This is a genomic window from Actinosynnema pretiosum (assembly GCF_002354875.1).
GTDB classification, from domain to species: Bacteria; Actinomycetota; Actinomycetes; order Mycobacteriales; family Pseudonocardiaceae; genus Actinosynnema; species Actinosynnema auranticum.
In genome coordinates this window covers 1064789-1079612 of sequence record NZ_CP023445.1, presented here as the reverse complement: position 1 = coordinate 1079612, position 14824 = coordinate 1064789, and the positions used below count along the sequence as shown (strand labels likewise).

Here is a 14824-nt window from a genome sequence, read left to right as displayed (position 1 = left end):
GCCCCGTCGGGTGCCGGATTCTGGGTTCACCACCGGTGGACGACCAGGAATCACGGAACGACCCGCGAGGAGCCCGACATGGAACCGCACCTGATCATCGTCCTGCTGTCCACCCTGCTGCCCCTCTGATCCGTTGACCCCTTCGAGGCGGTTCCGGCCCCGCGGTCGCGCGCAGCGACCGCGGGGCCGGGCATTCGGGTGTTCGGGCCTGGCGCCCGCGCGGTGCGGAGGCGGGGGGCGGGCGGCCGTGTTGGATGGCGGCATGGAGCCCGGACGACTTCCCGAGTGGCGCACGCTCGGCACGAGCACCGTGCGCGTCACCCCGTGGTTCGAGGTCCGCCAGGACGAGGTGGTCCGGCCGGACGGAGTCCCCGACACCTACCACCACGTGCGCTCGCCGGGGGCGGTGAGCGTGGTCGCGCTGGACCGGGAGCGGCTCGTCGCGGTGACCCGGCAGTGGATCTACACGCACGGCAGCAGGCAGTGGCGGCTGCCGTCCGGGGCGATCGAGCGGCGGGACACCGGCCCGCGCGCGGCGGCGGAGCGCGAGCTGGTGGAGGAGACCGGGATAAGTGCGACCGACTGGGTGGAGCTGGGGCGGGTGAACGGGGCCGACAGCTTCACCAACCACGTCGACCACCTGTTCCTGGCGACCGGGCTGTCCACCGGGGCCACGAGCCTGGAGGGCGGCGAGGCCGACCTGGAGCTGAGCTGGATGCCGTTCGACCGGGCGCTGGGGATGGTGCTGGCCGGGGAGATCCGGCACGCGGGGAGCGTGACGGGGCTGCTGCTGGCGGCGGCCCGGCTCGGCGCGGAAGGCACGGGGGGCACGGACGGCTGAGACGCGAGGGCCCCGCGCACCGCCTCGGGGGGAGGCGGTGCGCGGGGCCCGCGCGACGTCCTAGCGGGCCTTGGCCAGCACCCGCGCGGCCGACGTGCCCAGGCCCGTCGGGCCGCCCAGCGCGGGCAGCGCGCCGAGCCCCGGACCACCGCCCACCGGACCGCTCACCGCACCGCCGCCCGCCGCGCTGCCACTCACCGCACCACCCACCGGGCCGCCCGCCGTGCCGAAGTGCCGCACGAGGTCCTCGTCGTGGTAGCGCACGCAGTTCTCGTGCCAGTTCACGATCCCGGCCATCCAGTCCTTCAGCTCGTCCCCGTAGTCGAGCAGCGCGCGCCGGGCCACGTCGTCCAACCCGAGGTCCTCGAACATCTGCGGCATCTCCACCTCCAGCACGTGCCGGAACTGCCGGACCCTGGCCTCCTGCAACCGCTCCACGACCTCGAACGCCCGGTCCAGGTCGCAGTCCAGGAAGTTCTGCACCACCACCACGAGGTTGTGCACCTCGCCCTCGTACTGCACCTCCTTGCGGTGCGAGTACAGGTCGTTGACCATCCACCCGTAGTCGGCGGCCGAGTTCTCCAGGTTCTGCAGGGTCCGCGTCCGGTAGACCTCCGGCGGCACCCGGTCGCCGTGCGCGAAGCGGGCCAGGCTCTTGGTCAGGTCGGACCCGAAGGTGTCCCGGCGCATCTCGACGTAGTCGACCGGGTCGGGGATGCGGTTGAGCTGCTGGTTCTGCAGCTCCCACAGCCAGGCGTCGAGCATCCGGGAGACGGCGGTGCGCATGGTCCTCCTGGCGTCGACGCCCATCGGCGCGGTGGTGCGCGCCCACAGGTCGGCCAGCATGTGCTCCAGCGGCACGGCCGGGGCGATCGGCGCCGGGCCCTCCACGGCCATGAGCTGCTTGAGCCGCTCGGTGAGGGCCTTGGGCGCGGCCATGCCGGGCGTGCGCCCGAAGACGTACGGGTAGTAGTCGTCGCCGTAGGTGCCGAACGCCAGCCAGTCCGCGGACAGGTTCAGCGCCTCGGCGGTGGCGTCCGGGTCGAGCCCGGCCGAGCACAGCGCGAAGTCGTAGTCGCGCACCTTCCGCTCGGTCCACACGGCGGGCGAGTCGTCGTAGACGCCCATCCGGCCGACCCACCCGACGTTGTGCTCCAGCGCGGACTTCCAGTGCGGGCTCAGCTTCACCTGGTACGGCAGATGCGTGTTCGGCCTGCCGCGCGGCGGCACCTCGGCGAACGGCCGGTGGGTGAAGGAGCGCGCCCGCTGCGGCAGGGTCGTCAGGATCGAGCGCAGCTCGGACGTGCCGAGCCCGGTCGGCCCGCCGAGCAGCGGGTGGCCGGAGGCGACCGCGCCCTGGTTCATGTACCGGCTGGAGCGCGTGTGCCACTCGTGGCCGCCGGACTGCCAGTCCTGCAGGCCCTTCACGTACGCCAGCACCGCGAGCCTGCCCAGCGGGTCGACGCCGTGCTCGTCCAGCAGCGGCGGCACCTCCACCAGCGCGGTGTGCTCGAACTGGTGCAGCCGCGAGGTGAGCAGGTCGTTGACGGCCTCGGCGGCGGACTGGGTGTCGACGTCCAGGAACCGCTCCAGCACGAGCACGCCGTTGCTCAGCTCGCCCTCGTCCTGCACCTCGCGCTCGTAGGAGAACAGGTCGTTGCGCAGGTGGACGGCGTCGGAGAAGGTGTCGCGGAGCACGCCCAGCGGCCGGGAGAGCGCGATCGAGGCGGGCACCTCCATGCCGGTGACGTGCTCGACCAGGTTCGCCGACCAGGGCGCGCCGCCGACCTTGCGGCGCATCTCGACGTACTCGATCGGGTTCGACAGCCTGCCCTCGGAGATGTTCGCCAGCTCCCACAGCGACTCGTCGAGCAGGTGCTTGGTGTTGTCGGCGAACCTGCGGCGCCAGTCGGCGGTGTGGACGGGCGTGGTGCGCGCCCACAGGTCGGCCAGGCCCTTCTCGACCGGGTTGGTCGGCTCCTCGGTGATGGGGCCGTCGACGGGCATGAACAGCGGGAGGCGGTCCAGGTAGGCCTTGGCCCCGGCCATGTCGGGGTTGCGCTTGTACAGCTCCAGGAAGTGGTCGTCGAAGTAGAAGACCCACACGTACCAGTCGGTGACCAGGTCCAGGTCCGCGGCGGTGGCGTCGGGGTGGGTGTAGGAGCAGAGCAGCGCGTAGTCGTGCGAGTCGAGGTCGGACTCGTCCCAGATGACCGTGCCGTGCTGCGGGACGTCGATCATGTCCATGGACCGCGCCCACGCCTTGCTGTGCGCGCGGGCCTGCTCCAGGTTGGGGTTCAGCCGCGCCGGGTGGGGCATGTAGAACTCCGGCAACTGGAACGGCTGCGGCATGGGTCTGGAACCTTCCCTCGGGTGGCCGTCGGTCCCCGTCTCGTGGACCGCGATCAGCCCGGAACGCAATCAGCCGGGGAGGCGCGCGGCCAAGCCGGCGCGGCGGGTTCCACTCGTTGGGGAACAGGTTTCCCCCCACCGGATCAGCTCGGGCCGGGAGCGGGGCGCGGCGGCGGGTCGCGGGCGCGGCGCGGCGGTGGACGTGGCGCGGGCCCGAGCGCGCCGGGCGCCGCCGACCAGGCGCGATGCCGGGGGCGGGGTGCGGCGACCGCTCGGCGCGGCGGTGGCGCCACCCGGACGCGCGAGCGACGTCCACCCCGATAGGGGGACGCACCGCGTTGCCACCGTCACGGTGCGTGCTGGACAATCCTGGACCTGTCCGGACGCTTCGCGCTGGAGGTGGCATGACGGGCGCACCGCGTCGGTCGGGCGGGGTCTCCCCCGCCCTGGTGCGCACCCTCTCCGACCTCTCGCGCGAGCTGGAGCTGCTGCGGGGCAGGGCCGCGCGGGGCAGCGGCAAGGCCAAGGTCAGCCTGGCCGAGCTGGCCGCGCAGGTGGGCGTGCCGAAGTCGACCATGCACACCTACGTCACCGGCAGCACCCTCGCGCCCGCCGACGTGCTGGACCGGGTGGTGATCGCGCTGGGCGCGACGCCCGCCGAGCAGTCGCTGTGGGGCGAGGCGTGGTTCCGGGTGGCGGAGAGCGTCCACGAGGCCCGCAGGCAGCACCGGCCGCCGCCCGTCGACCGCCCGGTGCCCCGGCAGCTGCCCGCCGCGCCCGGCCGGTTGTTCACCGGGCGCTCCCGCGAGCTGGCCGAGCTGGACGCGGCGGTGGCCGGTCCGGGCTCGCCGCCGGTCGTGGCGCTGGGCGGCGCGGGCGGCGCGGGCAAGACGTGGCTGGCGCTGCACTGGGCGCACCACAACCTCGACCGCTTCCCGGACGGGCAGCTGTACGTGGACCTGCGCGGGTTCGACCCCGGCGGCACGCCGGTCTCACCGGAGGTCGCGCTGCGCGGGTTCCTCGACGCGCTGGGCGTGCGCGCCCCGTCGTTCCCCACCGACCCCGCCGCCCAGGTCGGGCTGTACCGCAGCCTGGTGGCGGACCTGCGCGTGCTGGTGGTGCTGGACAACGCCCGCGACCTGGCGCAGGTGGAGCCGCTGGTGCCCGGCGGCGCGTCGGCGACCGTGCTGGTGACCAGCAGGCACAAGCTCCCCGGACTGGTGACCACGCACGGCGCGCGGTCGCTGCGCGTCGACGTGCTCGGGCCCGCCGCGTCCCGCGACCTGCTGGGCCGCCACCTGGGCGCGGAGCGCGTGGCGGCCGAGCCGGAGGCGGTGGACGCGGTGGTCCGCACCTGCGCGGGGCTGCCGCTGGCGCTGGGCTTGGTGGCGGCGCGCGCGTCGACCGAGCCGGACCTGCCGCTGCGCGAGCTGGCGCAGGAGCTGGGCCGCTCGGCGTCGAGCCCGCTGGACGCGCTGGAGCTGGACGACACCGGGCTGCGCTCCACGTTCTCCTGGTCCTACCGGGACCTGCCCGCCGACGCGGCGCGCGCGCTGCGGCTGCTGGGCGCGTGCCACTGCCCGGACCTGGACGCGGCGGCCGTCGCGGCGCTCACCGGCGGCGACCCCGTCGGCGCGGGGCGGGCGCTGGCCGTGCTGGGGCGGGTGCACCTGGCGCGGCGGTCGCCGGACGGGCGGTTCCACACGCACGACCTGGTGCGCGCGTACGCGGCGGACCTCGCGGCGGCGGACGACGGGCCCGCGGCGGTGGACGCGGCGGTGGAGCGGCTGGTCGAGCACCTGCTCGGGCGGGTGGCGTCGGCGATGGACGTGGTGGCCCCGTACGAGCGGCTGCACCGGCCGGCGGGCGGCGGCGCGCCGCCGGGGTTCGGCTACGCGGAGGCGCTGGCCTGGCTGGACGCCGAGCGGCACAACCTGGTGGCGCTGGCCGCGCGCGGCACGCCCGAGCAGACCGGCAGGCTGTCCACGTCGCTGCACCGCTACTTCGTGGTGGGCGCGCACTTCGCCGACGCGCTGGCGGTGCACGGCCACGCGCTCGACCGCGCGCACACCGGGGAGGCCAGGTCGAACGCGCTGCGGCACCTGGGCGCGGTGCACCGCTGGCTGGGCGACTACGACCGCGCGCTCGCCCACAACGAGGACGCGGCGGCGCTGGCCGGGCAGCTGGGCGACCGCAGGCTGGAGCACGCGGCGCTGAACAACATCGGCATCATCCACGAGCGCACCGGTCGGCACGCCGAGGCGCTGGCGCACTACGAGCGGGTGCTGCGCTACGCGGAGGAGACCGACGACCGCTTCGCGCGTGGCACCGTGCACCACAACCTGGGCAGCCTCTACCAGCGCATGGCCGACTACCCGCACGCGCTGGAGCACTACCGGGAGGCGCTGGCCGTGGCGGGGAGCGCGGACGACCACAACCTGCGCGGGTTCACGCACAACGACCTGGGGCGGTTGCACGTGCGGCTGGGGCAGCAGGCGCGGGCCCGCGAGCACCTGGAGCAGGCGCTGGCGCTGGCGGTGGAGCACAACGACCGGAGCCTGCAGACCGAGGTGCTCAACGCGCTCGGGGAGCTGCACCACGCCCTGGGGGACGTGCCGTGCGCGCTGGGGCACCACCGGGACGCGCTGGTGCTGGCCGAGGGCGTCGGGCGGGCCGACGAGATCGCGCGCGCCGAGCAGGGCATCCTGCGCTGCGCGGGCCGCGGGACGTGACCGGCGCTCCGGCGACCCCGGCCGCCGTCAGCGGACGCGCCTGCTGGACTCCCTGACCACCAGCTCCGGCGCGAACAGCACGTGCTCGTGCTCGTGGTCGCGCGGCCCGGTGCTCTCGGCGATCACCAGCTCGGCCGCTTTGCGCCCGATGAGCGTGCGCGGCTGCCGGACCGAGGTGAGCGGCACGGCCGCGGCGGCGGCGAAGTCGATGTCGTCGTAGCCGACCACCGCGATGTCCTCGGGGACGCGCAGCCCGGCGCGCAGGAACACCTGGAGCAGCCCGAGCGCGAGCAGGTCGTTGGCGCAGAACACCGCGTCCGGCCGCCGGGCGCGGGTCAGGATCTGCTCGGCCGCGCGCTGCCCCGAGGCGACGTTCAGCGCGGTCACCGGGATCTCCTCCAGCGCGTCCACCGGCTTCCCCGCGCGCGCCACGGCGTCGCGGGCCCCGCGCAGCCGCTGGCCGGTCTGGTGCAGGCGCGCGGGCCCGTTGACCATGGCCACCCGCTCGTGCCCCTCGGCCAGCAGGTGCGTGACGGCCAGGTTGCCGCCCGCGCGGTCGTCCACGGCCACCGAGCACAGCTCGGGGTCGTCGGTGGGGTGGTCGAGCAGCACCACGGACAGCCCTCGGGCGCGCAACCGGCGCACGGCGGTGAGGTCGGCGTCGACCGGCGTGATCAGGACGCCGTGCACGCGCTGCTCGGCCAGCAGCTCGACGTGCCTGGCCTCGCGCTGGGCGGACTCGGCGCTGTTGCACAGGATGACGGCGTGCCCGGCCTCGCTGGCGGTGTCCTCGACGCCGCTGGCCACGTCGGTGAAGAACGGGTTGGCCACGTCCAGGACCATCAGGCCGAGCGCGCGCGGGGTGCCGGAGCGCAGCTGCCTGGCGGCGTCGTTGCGGACGAAGCCCAGCTCGGTGATGGCGCCCAGGACGCGCTCCCTGGTGGCGGCGGCCACCAGCTCGGGGCGGTTGAGCACGTTGGAGACCGTGCCGACGGACACGCGGGCGCGCGCGGCGACGTCGCGGATGCTGACCGCTGCCCCCAACGGTGTCCTCCCTGCCTGCGCGTGAGCGCATCCTAGCCGCCCGCCCTCAGGCGACCGGCGCTCGCACGCCCTCAGTCCAGGTGGAAGACCTCGGTGAGCGGGGCCATCGCCTCGTCGGGGTCGCGGCCGTCGAGCGCGGTGAAGTACTCGGCCATCTCGGCCTGCCAGCGGGCGTTGACCTCGCGGTCGCGCATCCCGGCCTGCGCGGCGTCCCAGTCGGGGGTCTCCAGGTAGCCGACCAGGAGGCCGTCGTCCGCGAGGAACAGGGTGTAGTTGCCCCACCCGGTCTCGCGCAGCGCCCGCCGCATGTCCGGCCACACGTCGCGGTGCCGCTCGCGGTACTCGGCGAGGCGGTCGGGGCGCACCCGCAGCAGGAAGCAGATCCGGCGCACCTTCGAACCTCCAGCGGTCACCGGCCGGCCACCGCGACCGACGCGAACACGAGCAGACCCGGAGCCACGACGGCGAAACCGGGCGCTTGCAGCACCACCAGCACGACCACCACGAGCGCGCACGCGACCGCGACGGCGCCCACCACCCCCGCGGGCGGGGACGCGAGCAGCGCGGACCAGCGCGCGCCCGGCTCCCACCGCGCGGCGCAGCGCAGCAGCACCACGACGACCGCGACCAGCGCGAGGCCGATGGCGGGCCCCAGCACCGCGCCGCCGGGCAGCCCGCCCAGCAGCGCCAGCACGTCCAGCGCCCCGACCACCAGCAGCAGCGGCGGCAGGGCCAGTGCGAGCGGGTCGCGCAGGCCCGCCACCAGGTCGGCGGCGAACGCGCGCGCGGTGGGCGTGCGGCCGTCGGCCACCAGGGAGCGCAGCGCCCGCGCGCCCGCGCCCGCCGAGGCCAGCGCGGTCACCACGGGCAGCGCGGCCAGGCAGACCAGCACGCCCACCAGCAGCACCTCGGCCAGCAGCGCCAACCGGGCCGACCGAGCCACCCGCGACGGCGCCACCCGTGACGACGCCGCCCGTGACGACACCGACTCCGCGCGGCGCGTCACCCCTTCACCCCCGAGGTCGCCACGCCCTCGACCAGGAACCGCTGGAACGCCAGGAAGAACAGCCCGATGGGCAGCAGCGCGAGCACCGACATGGCGAACATCGGCCCGAACGCCGACTGCGTGGCCTGGTCGACGAACAGCTGGAGCGCCAGCGGGAGCGTGAACCGCTCCGCGTCGTTGAGGTAGATCAGCTGGCTGAAGAAGTCGTTCCAGGACCAGATGAACGAGAAGATCGCCGTGGTGATGAGCGCCGGTCGCAGCAGCGGCAGCACCACGTGCCGGAACACCCCGGCGGGACCGCAGCCGTCGAGCGTGGCGGCCTCGTCCAGCTCGCGCGGCAGGGTGCGGATGAACTGCACCATCAGGAACACGAAGAACGCGTCCGTGGCCAGGAACTTGGGCAGCACCAGCGGCCAGAACGTGTTGACCATTTCGAGCTGCTGGAAGATCACGTACTGCGGGATGAGCACCACGTGGTGCGGCAGCATGATCGTGATCATCATGAACCCGAACATCGGCCCCCGGCCCCGGAAGTGCAGCCGCCCGAACGCGTAGGCCGCGAGCGCGCACGACACCACGTTGCCGGCGACGGCGCCGAGCGAGACCAGCAGCGAGTTGCCGAAGTAGTGCCACACCCCGAACTCGCCGACCCCGTCGAAGACCTGCGCGTAGTTGTCGGTGGTCGGGTCGTCGCCGAGCGGCGACAGCGTCGACAGCACCTCCTCGGCGGGCTTGAACGAGGTGCCCACCAGCCACACCACGGGGTACAGCAGCAGCACCAGCGCGGCGATCACGATCCCGTGCCACAGCACCTTCCGCGCCGTCACCGGCCCTCCTCCCCGGCGTAGAACACCCAGCGGCGGGCGCTGCGGAACACCAGCGCGGTGATCACGGCGACCACGGCCAGCAGCACCCACGCCATCGCGGACGCGTAGCCCATCCGGAAGTCGGTGAACCCGCGCTGGTACAGGTACAGCGGGTACAGCAGCGTCGAGTCGCTCGGCCCGCCGCGCCCGCTGCTGACCACGAACGCGCCGGTGAACGCCTGGAACGCGTTGATGACCTCCAGCACCAGGTTGAACAGGATCACCGGCGTGAGCATGGGGACGGTGATGGAGGTGAACCGCCGCAGCGGCCCGGCCCCGTCGATCGCGGCGGCCTCGTGCAGCTCGCGCGGCACCTGCTTCAACCCGGCCAGGAAGATCACCATCGGCGCGCCGAACTGCCAGGCCGCCAGCGCGACCAGCGCGTAGAGCGCGTACCGCGGCTGGTCGACCCACCCGCCGAGGTCGAGCCCGAGCGCCGACAGCGCCTCGTCGACCGTGCCGCCGGTGGAGAACATCGCCCGCCACACCAGGGCGACGCTGACGCTCGCGCCCAGCAGCGACGGCGCGTAGAACGCCGACCGGTACAGCCCGGCGCCGCGCCGGGACCGGTTGAGCAGCAGCGCCACCGCCAGCGCGAGGCCGAGCTTGAGCGGCACCGACAGCAGCACGTACCGGGTGGTGACGCCCGCCGCGTGCCAGAAGCGCTGGTCGCCGGTGAACATGGTGGTGTAGTTGTCCAGGCCGACCCACTCCGGCGGGTCGAACAGGTTGTAGTCGGTGAACGACAGGTACAGCGACGCCGCCATCGGCCCGATGGTCAGCAGCGCGGCCCCGGCGATCCACGGCGACAGGAACAGGTAGGCGATCCCCTGCCCCGCGCGGGCCCGTCGCGCGCGCGGCGGCGGGGCCTGCGCGCGGGACGGGCGGGTGAGCGCGGTGTCCACCACGGCGTCAGGAGCCCAGCGCCTGCTCGGCGTCGCGCACGACGCGCTCGGCGGCCTCGGCGATCCCGACCCGGTTGAAGATGACGTCGTCGTAGGTGCGCTGGAAGTCCCGCTTGACCGCGGCGGACCCGGTGGGCCACGGGCCGAACGAGGGCCCGATCTTGTCCTCCTGCGCGCTCTCGTGGTCGCACACCAGCTTGTTGGCGTCGACGGCCGCGCCGCACACCTGCTCGCGCACCTTGGAGTTCGGCGGCACGCCGCGCGAGGCGCCGAGCACCTTGCCCGCGTCGGGGTCGTTGACCAGGAAGTCGAGCAGCTTCGCCGCCGCGTCCTTGTGCTTGGAGCGCTGGGAGACCCCGAACAGCACGGGCGGCAGCGCGGCCATGCCGGACTCGGCGGTGTCGCTGGGCAGCGGGGCGGTGCGCACGGTCGGCCCGTAGGAGGTGAAGTAGCCGGTGAGGGAGGAGTCATAGCCGATCTCCGAGGCGGACTGCCTGGTCACCATGCCGGAGTTCTGCACGGAGCCGTCCATCTTGGTGGTGACCTCGGGGGCGGTGGCGCCCTTGCCGGGCCGCAGCGCGGAGACCATCGTCCAGTACTCGGTGAGCTCGGCGGCGTCGAAGCCGAGCTCGCCGTCGTCGGTGTAGAGCGCGCGGCCGTTCTGGTGCAGCCACACCTCGAACCAGTCGACGGCCCAGCCGAAGTCGGTGGTGCCCGCGACCGAGCCGGCGGCGCCGACCTTGTTCATGGCCTCGGCGAACTGGGCCCAGGTCCACTTCTCGCCGGGCGCGCTGGGCACGGTGGCGCCCGCGGCGGCGAACGGGGCGGAGTCGAACACGAGCATCTGGGTGGTCTGGCCCGCGGGGATGGCGTGCTGCTTGCCGTCGACCTCGCCGCCCGCGAGGAGGGTGTCGGGGATGTCGTCGGTCTTGATGTGGCCGCCGACGTGCTCGGTGAGGTCGGCCAGCACCCCACGCCCGGCGTACTCGCCGACGGTGGCCCGGTCGAGCTGGAGCAGGTCGGGCCCCGCGCCGCCCGCGACCTGGGTGGAGAGCTTCTGGAAGTACGCGTCGTACCCGCTGTACTCGGTCTCGACCTCGATGCCGGGGTTGCGGCGCTGGAACTCCTCGACGGCCTGGTTGGTCACCTTGGCGCGGTCCTCGTTGCCCCACCAGACGAACCGGAGCGTCACCGACCCGTCGTCCGAGGCGCCGCCGCCGCACCCCGCGAGCGCCGCGGATAACAGCAGCGCCGCAGTGAGCGGAACGCCCGCCCGGCGAGCCAGTCGTGACATCGACCTCACTCCTCTGGTTGAATCGGTTCAAGCCAAAGTAGGTGAGCCAGATCACCCCGTCAACCCTCTTCGTTAGAGAATCTAACTTCCGGGGGACGGGGTTCGGCGTTCCGCGTTGAATCGGTTCACAAGCGATCGGGGAGGAGTCGGGGCGGTGCTCACCGGGTGTCCGGTGTGGACCCCGGTCACGGCACGCGCAGCGCCGCCCACACCACCTTGGTCGCCCCGTCGACGCGCACGCCCCAGTCGCGGCACAGCGACTCGACCATCTTCATGCCGTGGCCGCGGTGCGGCCCGAGCGCGGAGACGCCCAGGCGCGGCGCGGCCTCCGGGCTGCCGTCGTGGGACTGGACGACCACCTCGGGCAGGCCGTCGAACTCCTGGCGCAGCAGCACGAGCCTGCGCGGGGAGCCCGCGTGGTCGCACGCGTTCGCCACCAGCTCGGTGCAGATCAGCTCGACGTCCTGCACGAACAGGTTGTCCAGGTCGGTCAGCGCCTCGCGGACGCCTCGGCGCATCCCGGCGAGGTCGGAGCAGTCGACCGCCACGTCCAGCGCGGCCACCGCCCCGGTACCCGGCGCGGGGTCGGACCCCGGTGTGTTGGGCGGTTCGGCTAGCACGGGCAACCTCGCTGTCGGGCGTTCGCCTCGGTCGTCAGCTCACGGGTGACCGGTCCTGGTCCGTTCGACACCTGGTCAACCGCGCAACGCGTCGTCGAGCGCGTCGCGCATGTCCAGCGCCTGGCGCAGCCCCACCGCGACCAGCGCCCTGCGCACCACCGGCGAGGTGACCACCCGCAACCGCCCACCCGCCGCGCGCACCCGCTTGTCCGCGATCAGCAGCGCCTCGATGCCCGGCGAGGAGAAGAACGCGATCCCGCTGAGGTCGGTGACGAGCACGCCGCCCGCCGCGATCCCCCCGGCCAGGTCGACCAGCGGTTCGCGCAGGTCGTCCGCCGTGGAGATGTCCACCTCCCCCACCGCCTCGAACACCACCACGCCGCCGTCGAGCTGGCGGGTGGACGTCTTCAACCCCTCGGTCCGCCGTGCAGACGTCATCACACCTCATCCCGGGTATCGCCCACGACGGCGGTGCAGAGCCGCCGTGGCCCCTCAAGGAGATCACACCTGTGGGGTGGTGGCACGACGCAGGCTGGAAGAACCGAGCAGGCGGAGCCGCGACCGGGGCCGGGGTGCGGCGGTCCGCGGTCTCGCGCTGCTCCGCGGCGCGGGCGCGGCTCAGGAACCCGTTCGCAGCACGCTCAGCCCGTGATCGAGGTGCACGAGCGCGCGCGGGTGGTCCCCGAGCACCCGCGACATGGCGTTCACAGCCGCCTCCGAGGCCGCCACCGGGACGCCGCGCGCGGCTTGCGCGTCGGCGTTCCAGTCCACGAAGGACCCGAACAGCTCGGGGTCGTCGACGTAGAGCGAGGCGGCGAGGTGGTCCACCAGGCGCCCCGCGTCCTCCGGCAGCGCCTGGTGCGCGAACGGCGCCAGCGCGGCCAGCGCGGCGTCGACCAGCTCCCCCCGGCGGGCGCGCAGCGCGGCGTGCTCGGGGTCGACGTCGCGGCGCGGCGCGGGCGGTGCGGTGCGCGCCCAGCGGGGCTGCTCCAGCAGCTCGGCGGCGGCGGTGGCCGTGGGCGCCCAGCCGTCCAGCCCGAGCGCGCGGGCCCACCGCCCGTCCACCCCGAACCCGAGCCCGCCGACCAGCACCGGCGTCCCGGTGCCCAGGCAGGCGGTGGCGACTTGGTCGGCGCGCGGCAGGCTGCCGGAGAGGGTGCAGCTGAGCGCGACCGCGTCGGGCCCGTGCTCGTGCAGGTGCGCGACCAGCCGCCCGACCGGCACGCTCGCCCCGAGGAACTCCACCCGCCACCCGCGCAGCCGCAGCACCTCGGCGACGATCCGGGGCGGCACCGCGTGCCACTCCCCGTCAAGGCAGGCGAGCACGACGTGCCCCTTGTCCCCGGCCCGGCTCCCCCGCCCGGCGACGACACCGATGATCCGCTCGACGACGGCGGTGGCCGCGTGCTCCTGGGCGGTGCTCCACAGGTTCCGCTGCCACCGCAGCCCGATCTCCACCTGGACCCCGGCGATCAGCTCCAGCAGCACCCGCTCCACCGGCGCCCCGGACTCCACCACCCGCACCACGACCTCCGTGGCGGCGACCTCGTCCGCACCGCCCAGCGCGGCGAGCAGCTCGACGCGCGCCCCGTTCACGCCCCGGTCCGCCGGGGATCGGCCCGCACCACGAGCACCGCGACGTCCCCGTGCCCGGCCCCCGAGGTCCACTGCTGCGCCCCCAGCACCACCCGCTCCGCGACCGCGGGCGCGGGCATCACGTGGCAGTGCGCGAGCAACGACCGCACCCGCTCGACCCCGTACTCCTCCCCGCCGCCCCCACCCAGGGCCCCGGTGACCCCACCGCTGTAGAACACGCAGCTCTCCCCCGCAGCGAGCTCGACGACCTCACTGCGGAACACCGCCCGTGCCACCCCACCAACCGCCATGCCCCCCACGTCGACCACCCGCACGTCCCCGTCGTTGCGCAGCACGAGCGGAGCGAGGTGCCCACCCCCGGTCAGCTCGACCCGCACACCCCCGTCCCCGCGCGGCTCGACCACCCCCACAACAGCCGTGACCACCCCGCCCCGCCCGTCGCCGCTGTCCACGAGCGACTCGTTGACCACCCGCAACGCCCGCAGAGGCGGCAGCCCCACCAACCGAAGCGCCCCGAGCACCTGCCGAACCCGCCCACCCACGACGGCGGCGCGGGCCCCCTCCCCCACCACGCCCCCGAACACGAACGCCCGTCCGTCCGGCGAGACCTCGTAGAAGTCACCGCCCAGCGCCCCGATCCCCGTGGCGGGCCGGTACTCGGCCCCGAAGTCGAGCCCCGCGACATCCGGCAGGGCCCCCGGCAGCAGGCTCTCCCGCAGCGCCGCAGCGGTGGCGACCTGCTGCGCGTGCACCCGAGCAGCCGCCAACGCCACCCCCGCCCGATCCGCGAACTCCCCCAGCACAGCCCCGTCCGGATCAGCGACCGCAGCCGGGTCGCCGGAGGCGATCCACACCACCAGCACGGCCCCGGCAGGCTCACTCCCCGGCAACCGCACCGCGACCGCCTCGGCCACCTCACCGAGGTCGACGAGCGAGTTCCACCCGCTCCCCCCGAAGTGCTCCGCGTGGTGCCGCTCGATCCCCCCGGAAGCGCTCCCGTCGAGCCCGTCGACCAGCACGCGGGGAAGCGCCTCCCGCTCCCACCGCCCGATCCGCGTCCGACCGCCCCGAACCCCGTGCGCGTAGGTCCCGTCGGCGAGCACCACGGTCGCGGCCCACCCCAGCTCGGTGGCGAGCTCCACCACGACCCGCACGGTCCGAGCGGGGTTCAACGACCCCCCGAGCTGCCGACCGGCACGCCCCAGGAACTCCCCGCGCACCTGAGCGCTCCGAACCCGCTCATCCCGCGCCCGCTCACCACCGACGTCCCGCAACACCCAGGCGCCCCACCCGTCCCCGAGCTCGCGGAACACCCCCACGACCACGGCCGCCCCCACCACGACCTCGAAGTCGCCCACACCCCCACCCGCACCGGGCATCCCCCGCCCGACCACGAGTCCGGGCACCAACTCCAGGGCGGCCGGACTGACGTGCCGAACCACCCCACCCGAGTCGCACAGGACAACCGCGACCCCGAAGCCCTCGAACAGCCGCTCGACCCACCAGGGCAAGTCCGCGGCCTCGCCTAACGCGGCGGGCAGCCCACCGTCCCGAGAGCCCATGCCAAC

The 14824-nt window shown here is 74.3% G+C and carries 13 protein-coding genes; 2 read left to right on the top strand and 11 right to left on the bottom strand.

The features are described 5' to 3' along the window. Positions 1-262: 262 nt before the first annotated feature. Positions 263-841: an NUDIX domain-containing protein gene (locus tag CNX65_RS04915; protein ID WP_096491700.1), complete on the top strand. Its 579-nt coding sequence runs from the start codon at positions 263-265 to the stop codon at positions 839-841. A gap of 60 nt (positions 842-901) precedes the next feature. On the opposite strand, the gene CNX65_RS04910 is transcribed toward CNX65_RS04915, so the two are convergent. Continuing rightward, the gene (locus CNX65_RS04910; RefSeq protein WP_096491699.1) at positions 902-3193 is read right to left on the bottom strand and encodes a terpene synthase family protein; all 2292 of its coding nucleotides are present in this window, start codon (positions 3191-3193) and stop codon (positions 902-904) included. Positions 3194-3597: 404 nt separating this feature from the next. Between CNX65_RS04910 and CNX65_RS04905 the strand changes: the two genes are divergently transcribed. Beyond that, complete coding sequence (locus CNX65_RS04905) at positions 3598-5925, top strand: tetratricopeptide repeat protein (protein ID WP_096491698.1); 2328 nt, start codon at positions 3598-3600, stop codon at positions 5923-5925. Positions 5926-5952: 27 nt separating this feature from the next. Here the strand turns inward: CNX65_RS04905 and CNX65_RS04900 are convergent, their stop codons facing one another. The 10 genes from CNX65_RS04900 to CNX65_RS04855 form a co-directional block, all read right to left on the bottom strand. Next, positions 5953-6969 (bottom strand): LacI family DNA-binding transcriptional regulator, encoded by a 1017-nt coding sequence (locus CNX65_RS04900; protein ID WP_096491697.1) that lies wholly within the window; start codon positions 6967-6969, stop codon positions 5953-5955. A gap of 71 nt (positions 6970-7040) precedes the next feature. After that, positions 7041-7361 carry an L-rhamnose mutarotase gene (locus CNX65_RS04895; protein ID WP_096491696.1) on the bottom strand — a complete coding sequence of 107 codons (321 nt, stop codon included), beginning with the start codon at positions 7359-7361 and terminating at the stop codon, positions 7041-7043. A gap of 17 nt (positions 7362-7378) precedes the next feature. After that, a complete protein-coding gene (locus tag CNX65_RS04890) occupies positions 7379-7975 on the bottom strand; it encodes a hypothetical protein (RefSeq protein WP_232519701.1) in 597 nt (198 codons plus the stop codon). Next, a complete protein-coding gene (locus CNX65_RS04885) occupies positions 7972-8802 on the bottom strand; it encodes a carbohydrate ABC transporter permease (RefSeq protein ID WP_096491695.1) in 831 nt (276 codons plus the stop codon). The genes CNX65_RS04890 and CNX65_RS04885 overlap by 4 nt, the downstream gene beginning before the upstream one ends. After that, positions 8799-9749, bottom strand: a complete 951-nt coding sequence (locus tag CNX65_RS04880) for a carbohydrate ABC transporter permease (protein ID WP_177154520.1) — start codon at positions 9747-9749, stop codon at positions 8799-8801. The genes CNX65_RS04885 and CNX65_RS04880 overlap by 4 nt, the downstream gene beginning before the upstream one ends. Before the next feature lie 4 nt (positions 9750-9753). Next, the gene (locus CNX65_RS04875) at positions 9754-11040 is read right to left on the bottom strand and encodes an ABC transporter substrate-binding protein (protein WP_096491694.1); all 1287 of its coding nucleotides are present in this window, start codon (positions 11038-11040) and stop codon (positions 9754-9756) included. A gap of 185 nt (positions 11041-11225) precedes the next feature. Next, entirely contained in the window at positions 11226-11660 is a 435-nt protein-coding gene (locus CNX65_RS04870) for an ATP-binding protein (RefSeq protein WP_157767506.1), read from the bottom strand. Between the two features lie 75 nt (positions 11661-11735). Further along, the gene (locus CNX65_RS04865; RefSeq protein WP_096491692.1) at positions 11736-12098 is read right to left on the bottom strand and encodes an STAS domain-containing protein; all 363 of its coding nucleotides are present in this window, start codon (positions 12096-12098) and stop codon (positions 11736-11738) included. Positions 12099-12278: 180 nt separating this feature from the next. Continuing rightward, entirely contained in the window at positions 12279-13256 is a 978-nt protein-coding gene (locus CNX65_RS04860; protein WP_157767505.1) for a cobalamin B12-binding domain-containing protein, read from the bottom strand. Further along, complete coding sequence (locus CNX65_RS04855; protein ID WP_157767504.1) at positions 13253-14818, bottom strand: PP2C family protein-serine/threonine phosphatase; 1566 nt, start codon at positions 14816-14818, stop codon at positions 13253-13255. Before CNX65_RS04855 ends, CNX65_RS04860 begins: the two co-directional genes overlap by 4 nt. Between the last annotated feature and the right edge of the window lie 6 nt (positions 14819-14824).